Source organism: Runella salmonicolor (assembly GCF_024158025.1).
In the GTDB taxonomy this organism is placed as follows: domain Bacteria; phylum Bacteroidota; class Bacteroidia; order Cytophagales; family Spirosomataceae; genus Runella; species Runella salmonicolor.
The window spans coordinates 742,850-761,168 of the sequence record NZ_JAMZEL010000002.1 but is presented as its reverse complement, the minus strand read 5'-3'; the positions used below and the strand labels follow the sequence as shown (position 1 = coordinate 761,168).

The 18,319-nt window shown below is 45.0% G+C and carries 17 protein-coding genes; 11 read left to right on the top strand and 6 right to left on the bottom strand.

The window, feature by feature from the left end; genetic code table 11:
* Nucleotides 1-43: 43 nt before the first annotated feature.
* The 6 genes from NCI00_RS09075 (at nucleotide 44) to NCI00_RS09050 (ending at nucleotide 5,934) form a co-directional block, all read left to right on the top strand.
* Entirely contained in the window at nucleotides 44-517 is a 474-nt protein-coding gene (locus NCI00_RS09075; protein WP_114065267.1) for a (2Fe-2S)-binding protein, read from the top strand.
* Nucleotides 518-572: 55 nt separating this feature from the next.
* Nucleotides 573-2,942, top strand: a complete 2,370-nt coding sequence (locus tag NCI00_RS09070) for a xanthine dehydrogenase family protein molybdopterin-binding subunit (protein ID WP_253526821.1) — start codon at nucleotides 573-575, stop codon at nucleotides 2,940-2,942.
* Nucleotides 2,943-2,973: 31 nt separating this feature from the next.
* A complete protein-coding gene (locus NCI00_RS09065; RefSeq protein ID WP_253526820.1) occupies nucleotides 2,974-3,828 on the top strand; it encodes an FAD binding domain-containing protein in 855 nt (284 codons plus the stop codon).
* 93 nt (nucleotides 3,829-3,921) lie between these two features.
* Nucleotides 3,922-4,524 (top strand): DNA-3-methyladenine glycosylase family protein, encoded by a 603-nt coding sequence (locus NCI00_RS09060; RefSeq protein ID WP_253526819.1) that lies wholly within the window; start codon nucleotides 3,922-3,924, stop codon nucleotides 4,522-4,524.
* 70 nt (nucleotides 4,525-4,594) lie between these two features.
* The gene (locus NCI00_RS09055) at nucleotides 4,595-5,113 is read left to right on the top strand and encodes a hypothetical protein (protein WP_166557802.1); all 519 of its coding nucleotides are present in this window, start codon (nucleotides 4,595-4,597) and stop codon (nucleotides 5,111-5,113) included.
* Nucleotides 5,114-5,139: 26 nt separating this feature from the next.
* On the top strand, nucleotides 5,140-5,934 hold the full coding sequence (locus NCI00_RS09050; protein WP_166557801.1) for a glycoside hydrolase family 25 protein: 795 nt from the start codon (nucleotides 5,140-5,142) through the stop codon (nucleotides 5,932-5,934).
* A gap of 43 nt (nucleotides 5,935-5,977) precedes the next feature.
* Here NCI00_RS09050 and NCI00_RS09045 read toward each other — a convergent pair whose 3' ends face one another.
* The 4 genes from NCI00_RS09045 to NCI00_RS09030 form a co-directional block, all read right to left on the bottom strand.
* Nucleotides 5,978-6,373: a VOC family protein gene (locus NCI00_RS09045; protein ID WP_166557800.1), complete on the bottom strand. Its 396-nt coding sequence runs from the start codon at nucleotides 6,371-6,373 to the stop codon at nucleotides 5,978-5,980.
* Between the two features lie 176 nt (nucleotides 6,374-6,549).
* A complete protein-coding gene (locus tag NCI00_RS09040) occupies nucleotides 6,550-7,602 on the bottom strand; it encodes a TolB family protein (RefSeq protein WP_253526818.1) in 1,053 nt (350 codons plus the stop codon).
* 405 nt (nucleotides 7,603-8,007) lie between these two features.
* A complete protein-coding gene (locus NCI00_RS09035; protein WP_253526816.1) occupies nucleotides 8,008-8,721 on the bottom strand; it encodes a YqjF family protein in 714 nt (237 codons plus the stop codon).
* Nucleotides 8,722-8,809: 88 nt separating this feature from the next.
* Nucleotides 8,810-10,111, bottom strand: coding sequence for a TlpA family protein disulfide reductase (locus tag NCI00_RS09030; RefSeq protein ID WP_253526815.1), 1,302 nt, complete (start codon nucleotides 10,109-10,111; stop codon nucleotides 8,810-8,812).
* 404 nt (nucleotides 10,112-10,515) lie between these two features.
* On the opposite strand from NCI00_RS09030, the gene pgi reads away from it, so the two are divergent.
* Nucleotides 10,516-12,165: a glucose-6-phosphate isomerase gene (pgi, locus tag NCI00_RS09025; protein WP_253526814.1), complete on the top strand. Its 1,650-nt coding sequence runs from the start codon at nucleotides 10,516-10,518 to the stop codon at nucleotides 12,163-12,165.
* 140 nt (nucleotides 12,166-12,305) lie between these two features.
* Complete coding sequence (locus NCI00_RS09020; protein WP_253526813.1) at nucleotides 12,306-13,463, top strand: helix-turn-helix transcriptional regulator; 1,158 nt, start codon at nucleotides 12,306-12,308, stop codon at nucleotides 13,461-13,463.
* Here NCI00_RS09020 and NCI00_RS09015 read toward each other — a convergent pair.
* Nucleotides 13,460-14,194 (bottom strand): GNAT family N-acetyltransferase, encoded by a 735-nt coding sequence (locus tag NCI00_RS09015; protein WP_253526812.1) that lies wholly within the window; start codon nucleotides 14,192-14,194, stop codon nucleotides 13,460-13,462. The genes NCI00_RS09020 and NCI00_RS09015 overlap by 4 nt on opposite strands.
* 132 nt (nucleotides 14,195-14,326) lie before the next feature.
* On the opposite strand from NCI00_RS09015, the gene NCI00_RS09010 reads away from it, so the two are divergent.
* The 3 genes from NCI00_RS09010 (at nucleotide 14,327) to NCI00_RS09000 (ending at nucleotide 17,112) form a co-directional block, all read left to right on the top strand.
* Nucleotides 14,327-15,502: an acyltransferase family protein gene (locus tag NCI00_RS09010; protein WP_253526811.1), complete on the top strand. Its 1,176-nt coding sequence runs from the start codon at nucleotides 14,327-14,329 to the stop codon at nucleotides 15,500-15,502.
* A gap of 11 nt (nucleotides 15,503-15,513) precedes the next feature.
* On the top strand, nucleotides 15,514-16,239 hold the full coding sequence (locus tag NCI00_RS09005) for a hypothetical protein (RefSeq protein ID WP_253526810.1): 726 nt from the start codon (nucleotides 15,514-15,516) through the stop codon (nucleotides 16,237-16,239).
* Between the two features lie 159 nt (nucleotides 16,240-16,398).
* Entirely contained in the window at nucleotides 16,399-17,112 is a 714-nt protein-coding gene (locus tag NCI00_RS09000; protein WP_253526809.1) for a glucosamine-6-phosphate deaminase, read from the top strand.
* Here NCI00_RS09000 and NCI00_RS08995 read toward each other — a convergent pair.
* Nucleotides 17,109-18,266 carry a lycopene cyclase family protein gene (locus tag NCI00_RS08995; protein ID WP_253526807.1) on the bottom strand — a complete coding sequence of 386 codons (1,158 nt, stop codon included), beginning with the start codon at nucleotides 18,264-18,266 and terminating at the stop codon, nucleotides 17,109-17,111. The genes NCI00_RS09000 and NCI00_RS08995 overlap by 4 nt on opposite strands.
* Nucleotides 18,267-18,319 lie beyond the last annotated feature (53 nt).

Sequence of the window (18,319 nt, the reverse complement as noted above, 5' to 3'; positions counted from 1 at the left end):
TTGAATCTGTGCGTAAGCACCTAACTTTTACCTTACCTACATTATGCCAAAAATCACATTAACCGTAAACGGAAAAACGCACACCCACGAAGTAGAGGGGCGTTTGTTGCTGGTGCACTACCTGCGTGATACCCTCGGCTTGACGGGGACACACGTAGGCTGTGATACAAGTAGCTGCGGCGCTTGCACCATTCATTTGGATGGCAAAGCCATCAAATCATGCTCGCTTTTGGCGGCCCAAGCCGATGGCAGTAGCATCACCACGATTGAAGGGCTCGCGCCCGAGGGCGAACTTCATCCGTTGCAAGAAGGATTCAAGGAAGAGCATGGGTTGCAGTGCGGCTTCTGCACCCCTGGAATGATTATGTGCGCGGCCGACTTACTCAGCCACAACCCCGACCCCTCAGAGCAAGAAATCCGCGAAGGGCTGGAAGGGAATATCTGTCGTTGCACGGGTTATCATAACATCGTACGGGCCATACAGTACGCGGCGCAAAAATCGGCGGTTGCGGTTTAAAGTAGGTAACTGAATCCGATTTAAAACATTTCCATCACTCTCCAGAAAAAAGAAAATGAGCAATAAATTCATTGGTAAATCCGTAAAACGCGTTGAAGACAAGCGTTTTATTACGGGAAAAGGTCGTTATACCGACGACATCGTGCTGCCGGGTATGACTTACGCGTACATTCTGCGAAGTCCTTACGCCCACGCCCGCATCAGAAGCATTGATTATTCAGCCGCCGAGGCCATGCAAGGTGTAGTGACCATCATGACGGGCGAGGAAGTAGGCCACTATGGTGTGCCTTGTGGGTGGCAGGTAAATTTCAAAAACGGCGACATCATGAAGGAGCCGCCGCATCCGTTGTTGGTAAAAGATAAAGTGCGCCACGTGGGCGATGCCGTAGCAATGGTGGTGGCCGAAACCCGCGAATTAGCGCAGGATGCGGCCGAAGCCATCATCATTGATTACGAAGTTTTGCCAGCCGTTACCGATGCTTCCAAAGCAGTACTGCCTGGGGCACCGTTGGTGCATGACGATGTTCCGAATAATATTTGTTTTGACTGGGAAATCGGAAATCCAAAAGCGGAAGTCGATGAAGCAATGGAGAGCGCCCACCACATTACATCGTTGGACTTTGTCAACCAGCGCCTTTCGCCCAACGCCATGGAGCCGCGCAGCTATATAGGTCAATACGACAACGTTTACGACAAATATACCCTTTATACCTCCACCCAAAACCCCCATTTGATTCGTCTGCTGATGTGCGCGTTTGTGCTGGGCTTGCCTGAGCACAAGGTGCGCGTGGTGGGGCCTGACGTTGGCGGTGGTTTTGGCAGTAAAATATACCATTATACCGAAGAAGCCTTGGTGACGTTGGCCTCCAAAAAAATTGGTCGCCCCGTAAAATGGACCGAAACACGCTCGGAAGCATTTCAGACCGACGCCCACGGACGCGACCACGTAACACACGCCGAAATGGGGTTTGATGCCCAAGGAAATATTGTGGGACTACGCATTAAGACGTTTGCCAACCTCGGAGCTTATCTTTCGACCTTTGGGACGGCGGTTCCTACGTATTTGCACGGAACGCTGCTGCAAGGCTTGTACACCACGCCCAAGATTCACTTGGACATGACCTGCGTTTTTACCCATACCACGGCCGTAGATGCATATCGGGGAGCGGGGCGTCCAGAAGCTACTTTTTTACTGGAGCGTTTGGTCGATTTGGCGGCGTTGGAAATGGGAGTAGACCCCGCCGAACTGCGCCTCAAAAACTTTATTCCCGCCTTTGACGGGGTAACTCAACCGGGCTATCAGACCAATGTTGCGTTGCAATACGACAGTGGCAATTACCACAGTGTGTTGGAAAAAGGCCTAGAAATGCTTGGTTATGAGAATTTTAGAAAAGAACAAGCGGAGGCGGCCAAGACCAATAAAATTCTGGGGGTAGGCTTCTCTACCTACATCGAGGCCTGCGGCATTGCGCCGTCGGCGGTGGTTGGTTCACTGGGCGCTCGTGCTGGTTTGTACGAAGTGGGGCAAGTAAGGGTTCAACCAACGGGGAAAATCAGCGTGTTTACGGGGGCGCATTCTCACGGACAAGGTCACGAAACGACGTTTGCGCAAGTAGTGGCCGACCGCCTGGGTATTCCGATGGAAGACGTTGATATTATCCACGGAGACTCCGATACGGTGGCTTTCGGAATGGGAACCTACGGCTCGCGCTCATTGGCCGTAGGAGGAAGCGCCATTGTAAAAAGCTTGGATAAAATCATTGAGAAAGGTGCCAAAATCGCCGCCCATAAATTGGAATGTTCGGCCGATGATATTGAGTTTAAGGATGGGAAGTTTACCGTAAAAGGAACCGATAAGTCGTTGAGTTTCGGCGATATTGCCCTGACGGCATACGTTCCGCACGTGTATCCTGCCAATTTAGAACCGGGCTTGGATTTTAGTAGTTTCTACGACCCCACCAACTTTACGTATCCGTTTGGATGCCACATTGCGGTGGTTGAAATCGACAAAGAAACGGGCTTTACCAGAGTGAAACGCTTTATTGCCGTCGATGACGTAGGTAACGTAATTAATCCTATGATTGTGGATGGACAAATTCACGGTGGATTGGCGCAGGGAATTGGTCAGGCTTTGTTTGAAGGTGTAGAATTTGACGAAAATGGGCAAATTACCAACGGTAGCTACATGGATTATACCATGCCACGTGCCGACGACCTTCCGATGTTTGAGTTGGACCGTCAGGTGACGCCTTGTCCGCATAACCCGTTGGGAGTGAAAGGTGCGGGCGAAGCGGGCTGCATCGGGTCTACACCCGCCGTAGTGAATGCCGTGATTGACGCGTTGTGGTCGGCTGGCCATAAAGTCAAAGATGTACGGATGCCCATGACCCCCGAGCGTGTTTGGAAAGCAATGCAACCGGCCTAATTTTTTGTTTCACTAATTCACTCTTTTAAAAATGATTCCATCATCTGTTGACTATACACGCGCCAGTTCAGTAGGGGAGGCTATTCGCCTCCTTGCTGAAAACCCTGACGCTAAGTTATTGGCAGGCGGCCACAGCCTGATTCCTGCCATGAAATTGCGCCTCAATAGCCCCGCTTTGCTCATTGACATTGCCCGTATTGCGGAGCTACGATTTATTGAAGATAAAGGAAATGCCATCGTCATCGGGGCCGCAAGTACCCACGCCGACATTATCACCAACCCGCACCTCAAGGCCTTGACGGCCATGATTGAAGCAGGAGAATTGATTGGAGATACGCAAGTTCGTAACATGGGGACGCTCGGAGGCAGCATTGCTCATGCCGACCCTTCGGCAGATTGGCCCGCTGTTTTGCTGGCTTTAGAGGCCCAAATCAAAGTGCAGGGCGCTGACGGTGAGCGCATTATTTCCGCCGCTGAGTTTTTTACTGGATTTTTTAGCACCGCACTTGATACGGGCGAGATTGTGACGGAAATTCATCTGCCGAAGCCTGCGGCGGGAAGCGCTTCAGCCTATCGTAAATTTATGCAACCAGCCTCGCGGTTTGCCATTGTGGGTTGTGCTGCGTCGGTAAAGGTAGAAGGAGGTGTCATTTCTGCGGCCAACGTTGCCTTTACGGGGGTTTCTGATGCGTCCTTTTTGGACGAAGATGTTGCCTCGGCGTTGGTTGGAAAACCAGCGACGCTCGAAAACATCGAAGTGGCGGCATCAGCCGCTGCCGAAGGAGATATGCACGTCAATGAAGACCATTTTGCTTCGCAGGCCTATCGTAAACATTTGGCGAAGGTATATGCCAAACGTGCATTGGTGGGGGCGTGCGGTTTATAGTCATTCCCTGTTTGTTTTTTTATTACCTGTACAATGGGCGGCCGAAAGGCTGCCCGTTTTTTTGTAACTTTCGCAAAAAAAACAGCCTTTTCAATGCTTCCTGAATCTTACCTCGCATCAAAAGATGCCACATTGGCCACCATTATTGAATCTACACCTACGTTCAAAAAAACGGATTGGAACAACGATGTTTACCTAGCGTTGCTGGAAAGCATTGTTTCACAACAAATTTCGGTCAAGGCCGCAGACTCTATCTTTGCCCGTTTCAGGGCGTTGTTTGAGGATTTGTATCCGCATCCCGCATTGCTGCTGCAAAAATCAAACGAAGAGCTGCGCAGCGCGGGCCTTTCGTTTCAAAAAATCAACTATCTGCAAAATGTCGCAATTTTTGCTACTGAAAAAGGTATTGATTACCAACATCTTAACCTCCTAAACGACGATGAAATCGTGGCTTATCTCACGCCGATTAAGGGTGTTGGGCGTTGGACAGTGGAAATGTTGTTGATGTTTGTAATGGACCGCCCCGATGTATTCCCCGTCGATGATTTAGTGATTCGGCAGAAGATGGTGCGGGCGTATAATTTGACCGAAACGGGCCGTGTATTGCATAAGCAACTTCATGCAATTGCTGAAAACTGGCGCCCGTATCGAACCATGGCCTGCCGTTATTTATGGCGTTGGAAGCCCGAGGGCTAGCCCCATTTAAAAAATTGAAAACCTGTTTTTGCGTAAAAATCATTATTTTGCGGCCCAAAATTGTTTTTTTATGGATCAAAAAATCCTGACGAGTAAGCAATACTTTAAACTTTTATTGCTTGTGTATGGTGTTATGTTGGTGGCGCAGGTAGGGACAGGAACCGTTTTTTTCTTTTTACGCAGTACCCAATCGAAGTCAATGCCCAATGAAGTGACACTCGGGCAATTATTTGGTTATTTGGTGCCTTGTGCGGCGGTTATACTTCCACTGGTGGGAATATTATTGGCAAAAAAAACGATTAAAGCGTTAAGAATTAATGATTTATTGTCGGATAAGCTTCGCAAATATCAGAGTGCCCTGATTTTTAAATATGCCTTTTTTGAAGGGGCAACTTTTTTTTCATTGGTCGCTTATTTTATTACGGGAGAGCTGCTGCATTTTGGAGTTGCGGGCGCACTTGTGATGGTTTTCCTGACCCAACTTCCCACCCGAAATCGGGTTTTTAATGAAGTTCCTTTGTCAACCTTGGACGAGTCAAAACTCAACAATCCAGATGCAGAGGTAGCGGCTATTCCAGTTAAAGACTGATTATTTCTTCTAAAATTTGCCTGTGTATGGCGCGTCGAGTTTCCACCCCATCTTCTCCTAAAAAACGTGCATTGCCTCCCATCGGTTGGGTGGCTATTGTGGCACTTGTGTTGCTTGTAGGAGGAGGTATTTGGTACGTTAATCGTCTGAATACCAACGAATGGCGGCACGTTTCAAAAATTGGAATTCGGTTGCCGTTTAAATATTCCATCCACGGAATTGACGTTTCTAAACACAACGGACGCATCAATTGGCCAGAACTACGACAGATGCGTTTTGAAGAATTGCGTCTGCAGTTTGTTTTTATCAAAGCCACGGAAGGTGCTTCGTTGACCGACAAAGACTTTAAAAATAACTGGAAGCAGGCAGACGGCGTAGGACTGTATCGTGGAGCTTACCATTTTTATATCCCTTGGCGAACGCCCGAATCGCAGTTTGAGAATTTCAAACGCTCGGTCAAACTCAAAAAAGGAGACTTGCCTCCAGTGCTGGATTTTGAGTTGGGAACCAATGCGTTATCTCGCGAACAGGTCATTGCGAATCTAAAAACTTGGCTTACTTTGGCCGAAAATTATTATGGAGTGCGGCCAATCATCTACACCAACGCCGATTTTTATCGCCGATACATCAAAGAAAATTTTGTGGGCTATCCACTCTGGATTGCTGATTATTCGGGCTGGACCCTCAATCGTTACGACGATGCCGTCATTCACTTTTGGCAACATTCCAAAAGCGGCTATACTGATGGTATTCGTGGCCCAGTCGATTACAACGTTTTTTTGGGTGATGTGGAAGATTTGAAAGCGCTTTGTTTGAAGTAAATCAAGCCCCTAGAAAAATTTATGGCTTAGACCATTTTGTTAATTATAGGTCGATTTTTTGGCCGAAACAGTAACATAACCCGTCGGGTGCAACAACAAAAAAAACTTTGTAGCTGACCCCGTATTTCTGAACTTGAAAATCAGCCTCTTCTTTTTCATAACCGTTGGCCTTCAGCTCTTCAAAAATAGCTTCGACGTCGTCTACTTCAAAGAAACAACCGTCCTGCGTGGGGTCGCCTCCATTTTCGGCAAGGCCGATTTGGATGGTATCTCTTACCAGCGTAGCACTCTTAAAAGGCTGATTTTGACGTGACACAACCTTGAATCCCATGAGAGTTTCGTAATAGGGAATCGCGGTTTCCAGATTTTCCACTGGCAGTTTCATGGCATCGTTTTGGTAAGGCCATACATTCTTGAGTACTGCTTTTGAAGTTTTCATCGGTATAAAAAGTGTATGTTTTGCTACCCGTCAGACGGTTTTGCTACTGTTTTATATACCCGTCAGACGGTTTTGTTACTGTTTTATCCAACCGTCAGACGGTTTTGTTACTATTTTATATAACCGTCAGACGGTTTTGTTACTGTTTTATCCAACCGTCAGACGGGTAATTATGCCTAGTCAACCCAATCGGCAATGTACAAATTTGTGTCGCGAGAACCGGGTGCGTTATTGCGGTTAGAGCTGAAAATGAGCTTTTTACCGTCGTGTGAAAACATCGGAAAAGCGTTAAAAATGCTGTTGTTTGTCACTCGTTCCAACCCTGTTCCGTCAAGATTAATGATGTATAATTGAAAATCATACCCGCGCTGTGAGTGGTGATTTGACGAAAATATAATTTTGTCGCCCTTGGGTGTAAAATACGGTGCCCAGTTGGCCTTGCCCAACGTAGTGATTTGGCGTAAATCAGTGCCGTCAACGTTGCAGGTATAAATTTCCATGTCAGTGGGGGCAACCAAGCCCAACGAAAGCAATTTTTTATATTCGGCTACTTCTTCTTCGGTTTTTGGGCGCGAGGCGCGAAATACCAGCTTTTTGCCATCGGGTGAGAAAAAAGCCCCGCCATCGTAGCCCAATTGATGGGTGATGCGTTTTACATTTTTGCCATCAATGTCCATGATGTAGAGGTCAAGGTCGCCGTCGCGGGTGGATGTAAACACGATTTTGTCGCCCTTGGGTGAAATCGTGGCTTCTGCATCGTAGCCTTTTTCGGTGGTCAATTGCTTTACAATCTTGCCTTTAAGGTCGGATACGAAAATGTCATAAGTGTCATAAATGGCCCACAAATACTTGTTGAGGTAGGCTTTGGCGGGAGGCGGGCAAGAATCGTTACCGACGTGCGTACTGGCAAAAAGAATGTGTTTGTCGCCCGGCATGAAATACGAGCAAGTGGTGCGTCCTTTGCCCGTGCTGATGAATGTCGGGCGCTCGTCGGGATTAGTTAAGCCTTTGTTGACGTCCAAATAAAAAATCTGGTCGCACTGCAATCCCCACTTGGGGTTGTTGGATTGAAAGCTGACGAATTGGTCGTTGAAGCTAAAATAAGCCTCGGCGTTGTCGCCGCCAAAAGTGAGTTGTTTTACGTTTTTGAGGTGTTTCTCTTCCCCCGACTGCGCGAAAGTTTGAACAGATATAAGCAAAAATGCGATGAATAAATAGTTGATTCTCATGAGTTTTATAGGTGATTTTGCGTTTTACAAAGAACGGTAGAGATGCGCATAAAAAACAGCTTTAAGCCCATTTTTTGATGATTTTTGTCATTTTAAAAGGCATCTTTCCCGCTAATTTTGAACCAGAACTAATGTAGGTGAGAAAAAAAATGATAATTTTCTTGTTTGTATTTAATCTAAATAAACTACTTTTGCGTTAGTATTAGAAACATCAAAACCACAATGAACCTCTCAGAAGTATCTGCTTGCTCACTTGTTGAAACCGAAGAAAAGTTTTTTACGAAGAACTCATTCATAGGCTGTGCGTTTGCCTGCGACCTGAAAAAATGCTGCAAAGCCTACAAAAAGAAGGGTAAGCACTGCAAAAAATGCCCTAAAGCTGACTAGTAAATAGAAGTCAAATAGTTACAGTTTTTGGGCTGACTTAACTACAATGGCTGAGCCTTCGGCCAACAGCGCAGAATGGGGAGATTGATGAGACAAAAACCCAAAGTTGGGTCCGTACACTGCCTCAAAGTTCACATCTACAATATGGGTCTTGACGGGATAGACTTCCCAACGCGGATGCTCAACGCCGTACTCGTACGTGGTGAAGTTGTCATATTTTGTGTATCCCCAATAATGCTCGGTGATAAATTCTTCCAAACTTCCTTCCGCAAGCGGAATGGACGTAGCGTCGGCGAGAAGTTCCAGACGGTTCCACTGTTTTTGTTTCCATTCGTAACTTACCCTTAGTTGTTCATTGGTGGTTTTCCATTCGTGACGCATGGGCAGAGTGAGATAAGGCTCATTATATACGACGTTGGCTACCCAACTGACGGCGTATTTTGGGACAATTTCCTTCACAAACGTAACCCCCCGTTTCCATTGACCATCTTTCGTGCGGTGTTTGACGTAAAACCGTAAATTGACTTCCTCAAAGGTGGTATGAAAGGGTATCGGAACGCCCAAAAGGCTCACTTTATCGAACAAGAAGCCAATCAAACTCACAAAACATTGGTTTTCAAACAAATCTAGTTCGGTATGTTTGGGGACGAAAGGTTGCAGCAAATCGGGGGAGACGGTATAATTGACCATTGCCAATTTGCGCCATTCGGCAGTGAGGAACGAAGTGAGCATGGTTCTTACAAAATTTAGTAAAGTGGACAAGGATGAACCTTTCCCGACTTTAATTACATGTAAATGTAACTGCAAAAAGGCAGCTTTGTTACTTCGCCAATGCTGATTCTAGGACTTTTATTAAGTCTTTGCCGTTGTTTTCGCTGGGTTTAGGGGGGTGAATGGCCTGAAAATTCCCGTTGCGGTCAATAATGAAAGTTGAAGGAATGCCACTGACTCCAAAGTTATTCAATACATTCTGATTACCTCTGACGTGTAAGCCCGTTATTTGATGCTTTGCAATGGCTTTTTTCCAGTCCGCTTCGTTTTTATCCGTTGAAATATACAGGAATACGATTTCGTTGTGACCTTTAAAATGTTCCTTGATTTTTAAAGAAGGTTTCATCTCAGCGAGGCAAGGCCCACACCAACTGGCCCAAAAATCAAGATATACGATTTTCCCCTTAAAATCAGCCAATTGCACATTTTTCGCTGCGGTATCGGGGAGTGTAAATGCAAACGCAGGTTTTCCTGGAAGAAATGCTTCTTTTTCAATAAGACGATTTTTGATTCGGGCTAAAAAACGACTGTTGGGGTACTCCTTTTCAAATTCAATAACCTGTTTTAAGACCTCTTCTTTGCTGCCTTTGAATGCAATCTCTTCCTCTAAGAGTTCGCTGCTCAATGTTTCGGCAAAAGCGGCATGAAACTTCGATTTTGTGGCTTTAAAATAAGCGTTATGGTCTCCAAATTCAACGCCTTGGATAGGGTGATTAAGCATAAAAAGATACATTACTGTAAATGGATATCCCATCGACTTAGCTGTTATACTATCTTGTGGCGATGCCATGCTGGTCAAAGCGGCCCGAAACGCGACTGGTATAAGTTGAGGGGTAACGTCAACTTTCCGTTTTTGGGCTTCCTGATATACCGCTCGCACTGTTTTTTTGGAAATATCTGATTTTATATCGGCCTTACAAATGGTATAAAATTGAGTTGTTACTTTTGATTTGTACTTTTCTAAGAGTTTGAGTTTTAATCTTTCTATTTCAACCAGATATTGGTAAAAGCCAGTCTTTGATTTTGTAAGTTTTGTTTTAGCAGTAGTTTCCCAGTCTTTTTGCAGATTTGTGGTTATCAAATCTTCTTTGTAGTACTCAAACTTGGGAGCGGCATTGCCCGTATAACGCATGGTTTTCCAAAAATATTTGGCATCAAACGTCATTGAAATGGTGTCATTGGGCTCCAAAATATACCATTGTAATCGACCTCCTTGGCTAATGGGGCGGTTTTTATCAAACGTCAGCGTTACATAAGCAATGTCTGTTAATGTCGTTTTGAATTCAAATTCATTTTTTTCATTAAGAAGAAGCGTCTCAAAAATGTTTTTTTGTGCATAAGGGAAAATCATAATTTCAACCGTTTGCGAAACTGGATTCGTTATTTTGCCCCTAATGAACACGTTTTGGGCTTGAATCTTAATAGCGAATAGAATAAAGAGGAATATCAAAAGTGGCTTCATAGTAGTTTATTTTTTTTAAATATATAAAAGGAAAATTTATATTTAAAATCGTTTCTTACTATAAAAAAGGCGGTTTTGAGAAACCGCCTGCACAGAGGAACTCTTTTAAAAAACTGCCCTTACAGGAGAACTATTTTAGAAACCGCCCCCACAGGCAACCTCTCCTGAGAAATTGGCCTCGACAACTTGGGAAATCAACGGATTTTACTCCAAAACACACTTTATATGACCAAAATGTGCGGGAAGCCGTCGAAAATCCTACTTTTGCATATTCATAAAAAATCACCAATCAGATGTTACAAGCCATTCCTTTTGACCAAACGGCTGCTTATCGCAAGCTCAAAACTCACCACAAGAGCATCAGCAAGAAGCATTTAAAAGAACTTTTTGCCGAAGACCCCAACCGCTTTAAAAAGTTCTCTATTCGTTTGGGCGACATCGTAATTGACTATTCTAAGAACCGAATCAATGGGCGGACGTTGGCCTATTTGTGCGATTTGGCGCGGGAATGCCAATTGAGCGAGGCCATTGAGAAGATGTTTACGGGCGATAAAATCAACGCGACCGAAAAGCGCTCCGTGCTGCACGTGGCCCTCCGAAATCGTTCCAATACCCCCGTACTCGTGGATGGCAAAGACGTAATGCCTGATGTGAACGAAGTGTTGGAGAAAATGAAAGGGTTTTCGGAAAAAGTACGCGGTGGCGAATGGAAAGGTTTTTCGGGTAAAAAAATCACTGATTTAGTCAATATCGGCATCGGTGGCTCTGATTTAGGCCCCGTCATGGTGACCGAAGCACTGAAATCATACGGCAAAAAAGGATTGAATGTGCATTATGTTTCTAACGTTGACGGTACGCACATTGCCGAAACACTGTCGGACTTGAATCCCGAAACAACGCTGTTTATGATTGCTTCCAAGACGTTTACCACGCAGGAAACCATGGCCAATGCGCACACAGCACGCCGCTGGTTTTTGGAAACGGCCAAGGAAAGTGCTCACGTAGCTAAACACTTCGTGGCTATTTCGACCAACCGTGCAGAAGTAGAGAAATTCGGCATTGACCCCGAAAATATGTTTGGTTTTTGGGATTGGGTAGGCGGACGTTATTCGTTGTGGTCGGCCATTGGGTTGTCGATTGCTTGTTATATCGGTTTCCAAAATTTCGAACAGCTTCTGGCGGGGGCTCACGATATGGACAATCATTTTCGGTCGGCCCGTTTTGAAAAAAATATCCCAGTTGTGTTGGCTTTGTTAGGGATTTGGTACAACAATTTCTTTGATGCTGATACCCAAGCGATTTTGCCTTACGACCAATATCTACATCGTTTTGCGGCCTACTTCCAACAGGGAGATATGGAGTCAAACGGTAAAAATGTGACGCGGGGCGGCGAGAAAGTGAACTATCAGACGGGGCCCATCATTTGGGGAGAACCAGGCACCAACGGCCAACATGCTTTCTATCAATTGATTCACCAAGGAACCAAGCTGATTCCTGCTGATTTTATTGCACCCGCGTTGAGCCACAATCCCATCGGTGAGCACCACAAAATGTTGCTTTCCAACTTCTTTGCCCAAACCGAAGCTCTGATGAACGGCAAGACCTACGAAGAAGCCGCTGAAGAACTCCGTAATGCAGGAAAATCGGAAGACGAAATTGCGTTTCTGGCTCCCTTCAAAGTCTTTGAAGGAAACCGTCCGACCAATTCAATCTTGGCCAAGAAAATTACACCGCGCGTATTGGGAAGCCTAATTGCGATGTATGAGCATAAGATATTTGTGCAGGGTGTCATCTGGAATATCTTTAGTTTTGACCAATGGGGGGTAGAATTGGGCAAACAACTTGCCAACCAAATTTATCCAGAACTCCAAAATGACTGGCCCATTGATGCCCACGATAGCAGTACCAATGGCTTGATAAACCAGTATAAACGCTGGAGATAGCGTTGATGAACTACTTAACAGAAAAACCGAAAAATGGTAAATGTAAAATGATAAAGTCACACTCTGTGTGTATCACTTTTTCGGTTTAATATTTTACATTTTTCTGTTTTTCTGTTTCTTTTCTTAATTCCTCTGCACCTATGCCTGTGCCTATTCGCATTGATTTTTTTGCCATTGTGATTTTATTAGGCGTTGTACAGGGCGTCTTGCTGGGAGGGCTTTTTCTGACCGGAACCCGCGCCAAGACCGTCTCAAACAGAATGATGGGCTGGACAATGTTGGCTTTTTCGGCGGCGATTCTTGAAGTATTTTTGTGCTATTCCAATTATCAATTTCAATTTCTCTGGGCGGATAATTTTGCCGAGCCAACCAACTTCCTATTGGCGCTTTTGCCTTACTTTTTCGGGTATACCCGCCTGCACGGCCACTTGCCCAAAGGCTGGCATTGGCACTTGATTCCCTTTGTGTTTTGGTGCGTTTATTCGGTGTTTTGGCAGTTTCAGTCGTTTGATTATAAATATAATTCTTACATCAGCGCGTGGCACCCCGAGTTGCCTTTCCGCACGTTTACATTTTGGCTTCCCGAAGATCCCCTTTATTTGCGCGACCACGTCAATGATTTGACATTGGTGAGTATGGCCGTTTATATGACACTGTCGTTAAAAGAAATTTACGGGGCTTTTAAAAAAAACGACATTCCTTTTTTTACCCTTCACCGAGTCGTGCCTTTGACCCAACTACGGAACTTTAACCTGCTTATTTTCTTGTTCCCGATTGTTTTTGTGGTGGTAAAACTCAACTTTAAACAAGATTTAGGGGATTATATTCTGGGGAGTTTAACCACTTTTTACATTTACCTGACGAGTTATTTATTGATCAATCATTCGGTGCTGTTCAAGGTAGAATCTGCGGGCGCTGAAATCAAAAAAAAGTACGAAAAGTCCTCTCTTTCTGATGATTATGGGGAAACAATTCTGCAAAAACTGCAAGCCTACTTAAGGGAAGAAAAACCCTACCTCGAAAATGACATCACCCTTCCTAAACTGGCCCAACGCCTCTCGGTTTCGCAGCATCATCTCTCGCAGGTGCTCAACGACCGGCTTAATCAATCCTTTTTTGATTTGATGGCTACTTACCGTGTTGAGGAGGCCAAAATGCTATTGGCCGACAAAGCACTTTCTCACCTCAAAATCGACGAGATTGCCGAGCGCGTCGGGTACAATTCTACGTCGGCGTTTCATACGGCTTTTAAGCGCATTACGGGCAAAACACCCGCGCAGTTTCGGGCAAATAATTAATTTTTGACGGTTCCTAAAAGCATAAATCCCGCTACTTTAAAACCCGCTTTAAGCAGCGCCGCTTTTGACGCCTTGTTGGCAAGGGCGCAACGAGCCGCTGGAACTCTTCCCTGTTGATAACACTCTCTTTTCAATTCTTGAATCAGATAGCTTCCCAGCCCTTTTTCTCGCTGATTTTCTGAGACTTCCATAAATACATCGGCAAAAGGAACATTATAGTGGAGCATGATTCCACCCGTAGCTACCACTTTTTGTTGAGACTCCAACACGTATGTTCCCGAACATTCTACGTGCGGGTCGTCATCCCTGCGAAGGCGAAACTGCACTTCTGGAGGTTGGATGTCGGTCACAAAATGGTCTTCAAAAAGGATGGCTTGTGCATTAATATCCCGCGCAAACTCGTATGCCATTGAGCTAAGTAGGGCATCATTGCTCTGATATTCTAGGTAAAGAGCCTTCGAAACTTTTATCAATTCTTCCAAAAATGCGGCGGCGTATTTACGATAGGCGGGGATGAGGTAAAACTCAAAAATAGTGTCTCTATCTGGAATCTCTTGGCCTTTGAGAGAGCCGTAGCCAACGGTGTGCTGCCCGAGCGTAAGTCGGTACGAATCAGTCCATCCCCGTTCGTGACAGGCGTTGTATCTGATTTGAAAATTGTTTTCTTGAAGAAATAAAGAACGAAACGGCTTAATGGTGGCAAGGGTGGTTTTTTGTACTTTTAATTTCATAATAGGCGTTGAGTAATAAAGCCTAAAGATAGCTATTTTGTGCTTGCCGATAAGCACGAACTTCGAGTTTGTCGGCAAATAGGGCTTAATTCCCAGCAAGGTTGTTGTTTTGCATCAAATAAAACAACAACCATGAACAACGCACATACAGCCTCCTCTCCAGCGTCATCTATCTCCGCCACTCGTCGCTATGACCTCGACTGGTTGCGGGTGATTTGCATCGTTATTTTGCTCTATTATCACGTCGGAATGATTTATGTGCCTTGGGATTGGCACATCAAAAGCACCGAAAAAAGTGAAGCCATGCGGTGGATTATGATTTGGCTGCATTATTGGCGTATGCCGCTTCTGTTTTTCATTTCAGGGGCAGGAACGTACTTTGCGCTCAAAAAACGAAGTTATAACGGCTATGCCCGTGAGCGTATTACGCGGTTATTTGTGCCGCTGGTGTTCGGGATGTTTGTCATCGTGCCCCCCCAGATTTATTACGAACGCCTCTTTAATGGTGTTCAATTCAACGGTTACGGTGATTTTTATCGAACGGTTTTTGATTTTATCCCTTACCCAAAAGGCAGTTTTAGTTGGCATCACTTGTGGTTTGTGGCGTATCTATTTTTGTTTTCGCTGGTTAGCATTCCCGTATTTCGCTGGCTGAAAGCAGGCCGAGGTTTAAGGTTCATGGATTGGACAGAACGCTTGGTGGCCCGCAAAGGCGGAGCACTTTGGTATGCTTTGGTGATTTGTATTAGCCAAGTGATTTTACAACATTTTTATCCCGATGAGACCCACGCGCTCATCGACGATTGGGCCTATTTTGCCTTCAATCTCCTGTTGTTTTGGGGAGGGTATATACTGGTAAGCCGTCCCGTATTTTGGCAAATGATGCTTAATCAACGCCGTATTTATGCTTGGGCTACGCTGATTACCACCGTTATTATGTACAGCTTATACATCGCGATTCGGTTTTATCGTCCAGCGTGGGACGATGTTTGGTGGTGTGATTTGCTTTGGGATATAAATTCGTTTTGCCTGACGTGGTTTTCGGTCTTGGCTTCCATTGCATACGGGCATCACTACCTCAACCGCCCGCATCCTATTCTGCCAAAACTCAATGAAGGAGTTTATCCATTTTATATTTTGCACCAGACCGTTATCGTCGCCGTGGGCTATTACTTACTCAAACTTAATTTAGGCGTTTGGGGCGGTTTTTGGGTGATTAGCACGGTGTCATTGGTGTTAAGTGTGGGCTTATATTGGTTGATTATTAAACGAGTAAAAATCCTACGTTTGGTCTTTGGGTTAAAATAACCCTATAATAAATGGCATATAAAAAGTACGAAAATTCTGAAATATTTGATGATAAAAGCACTATTGATGTGATATTTGAAGGTGAAGAAGTGCTTCTTATTAAACAAAAAAAGTGGACAACAAAAGAACTTGAGGACCAAGTAGCCAATTTGCACTATTCTGGCGAAAACCTACCCAAAGACCCTGCGGTAGAAAAAGCCCGACTACCGCCCTTTGCCCTGTCTTTTTATAAATTCGTTTTTTTTAAATCACGTCTGCCTGATGAAACGGAGTTGTGGAATTACTACCTAAAACAACATTTTCCCCCTGTCGATGGTAACTGTATTCAGGTGTACATCAGGGGTGTTGAAAAAACGTTTGCGGCTGATTCGGTAAAAGCCCGAATGTTGCGGAGTTATCCATCATTGGTGCGGGATTTTCACTTTTATGTGCTCTGTCTGACTTCAGACCGATTTGAACACGTACGTTATTCGTTGCACAAAGATTATTTTGACGGCATTGATTTGTGCGTGGTGTATGCGGGTGTGGAGTTTCAGGTGTCTATTCTTCTCAACTCTCCAAGGGCGCAAATGTACAAAACTCAAAAATATAAACGCCACGGAGAACGTCCTCAAAATGAAGTGATTATGTTGTTTGATTTGACCCGTTATTCTCACGAGAAAGGAAAAATAAAGTTGTTTTCTGAGAAGCACGTGCAAGAATTGCTCGAAGAATTGAAGTTGCGAATTGCAACCTGATTATTTATGGTTGGCCAAGAATGCTTCGTTAGGGTTTGAGAATCCGAAACGCATATAAACGCACCCGAACGCACATTAACGTACAGATTTTTAGGCAAAAATGAGTAGAAAGTGCAGATTTTCTTCTAATTATTGAAAAAGCAAACAACCAATTTTCTGATGAATTATCACGTTTTTCCTACCTACGAAGCACTTTCTACCCACGCGTCTCAATTTATCTTGGACTATGTCCGTCAAAACCCTACTGCCACTATCTGTGTTGCTTCGGGTGAGACTCCCTTATTGACCTTTCAAAAAATTGTAGCCAATGCACAGCCTGGTGATTTTGACCAAGTTACGTTTGTTGCGTTGGATGAGTGGGTAGGCATTGCCCCCGATAATGCCGGAAGCTGCCGCTCTTACATTGATGCACCGCTGATTAAACCTTTGGGAATCAGCCCCGACCGAGTTTCGTTTTTTGATGGATTAGCGCCTGATTTAGAAGCAGAATGTCAACGTGTCAATGACTTTATTGCGAGCAAAGGAGGGCTGGACATCATCATGGTCGGCATTGGTTTGAACGGGCATTTGGGTTTGAACGAACCGGGAAGTTCTTTTGATTCCTATGCACACGTGTCGGAGTTGGAAGAGGTAACGGCTTCTGTGGGGCAAAAATACTTCCAGTCAGAAACACCGCTTACCCAAGGCATAACGGTAGGTTTAAAGCATTTTTTGGAAGCCAAAACCGCCATTGTTTTGGCAAATGGCCCTCGAAAAAAAGATATTATTAAACGGGTATTGGAAGAGCCCATCAGCGAAAGCCTGCCTGCAACGGCCCTGAAACTGCATTCCAATGGGTATTTGTGGGTTGATGTGGCGGCTGATGCCAGCTAGAATCTTTTTCGTAAAGCATCAAAAACCCCTTTAGTAAAAGCCCACAGCGGTACGGTTGACATAATTTTGAGGTCTTCTAAGAGGGTGGTGTCTTCGTCCAAAAAAGCGAAGAGGCGGGGCGTGGGATTTTTTTTGTAAAGAGCCGTGAATACATCTTTTCCTGAAGCACGGTTTTTGAGCAATACATTCAGCAAAGTGCTGTCGAGCAGTTCTTTAAATCGCTGTCGAAACTTCTTGGGTTCGTGCAGCGGCTTGCCCACCGTAACTAGATTACGCACCAACTCCTGCGTAAAGCGTTGGGTACGTTGGAAAGCATACCCAGTTGACGCCTTCACGTACCCGCCTGCCGTCCCGATGAGAACCACGTGTTGACCAATGTGTTGAGGCGTTGGCTCGTCAGTCATGGGAATCACGCCGAATTCTTCGTGTTCAATGCTGAAATTTTCAATTTTGAGAAAATCCCGAATGTATTGGTGAAGCTCAAAATCGTATTCGGTGGGAGAGAGGAGGCTGTCCGAAAAAACCGTGTATTCAATCATGGCCCGCGTGGGGCTTTCTGGCAATACATACATAAATCGTACCCCGATGCCTTTTTGTTCTACCCGATAGTCCATCATCGTTGGGCATTCGGGGTCAAACACGGGCTTGTCGGTGATGATTTCCCAACCTTTGAAGTGTTGAAGCATGTTATGGCAATCGTCCAAATCCAGTCGCAGGGGTTTGATACTGTCAAAAACGTACTCGCCCAAATATTGGTCTTTGTCGGTAATGATAAAGCCACCGTCGGGTGTGTCTTTAAGGCGTTCGATGCGCTCATTAACGAACTTAATGTTTGGATTGCCAGCCAAGTCTACTTTGACAAAGTCATAGAAGTCAATTCCCCGCAGCCATTTGTAGGAGTAATCGCCTAAGTCGAGCGATGAAGAGAAATTAGTGCCGTGAAAAAACACCTTTTGCCATTTGCGGTGCACTATTTTATCAAATGGACTTTGATTACCTTTTTCCCAAAAACACCAAGTCCGATCATTTTTGGTCTTGGTGTCTTGGTCAATAATAAGAATGGATTTTTCGCGCAATACGGTTTGGTTCATGTAATAAGCCAAACTCAGTCCTGCCAATCCGCCGCCTGCAATGATGAAGTCGTATTTCTCCATGGAAAACTTATTCGTAATGACCTTCTAAGGCCAGTATACGGATGGGCGTTATC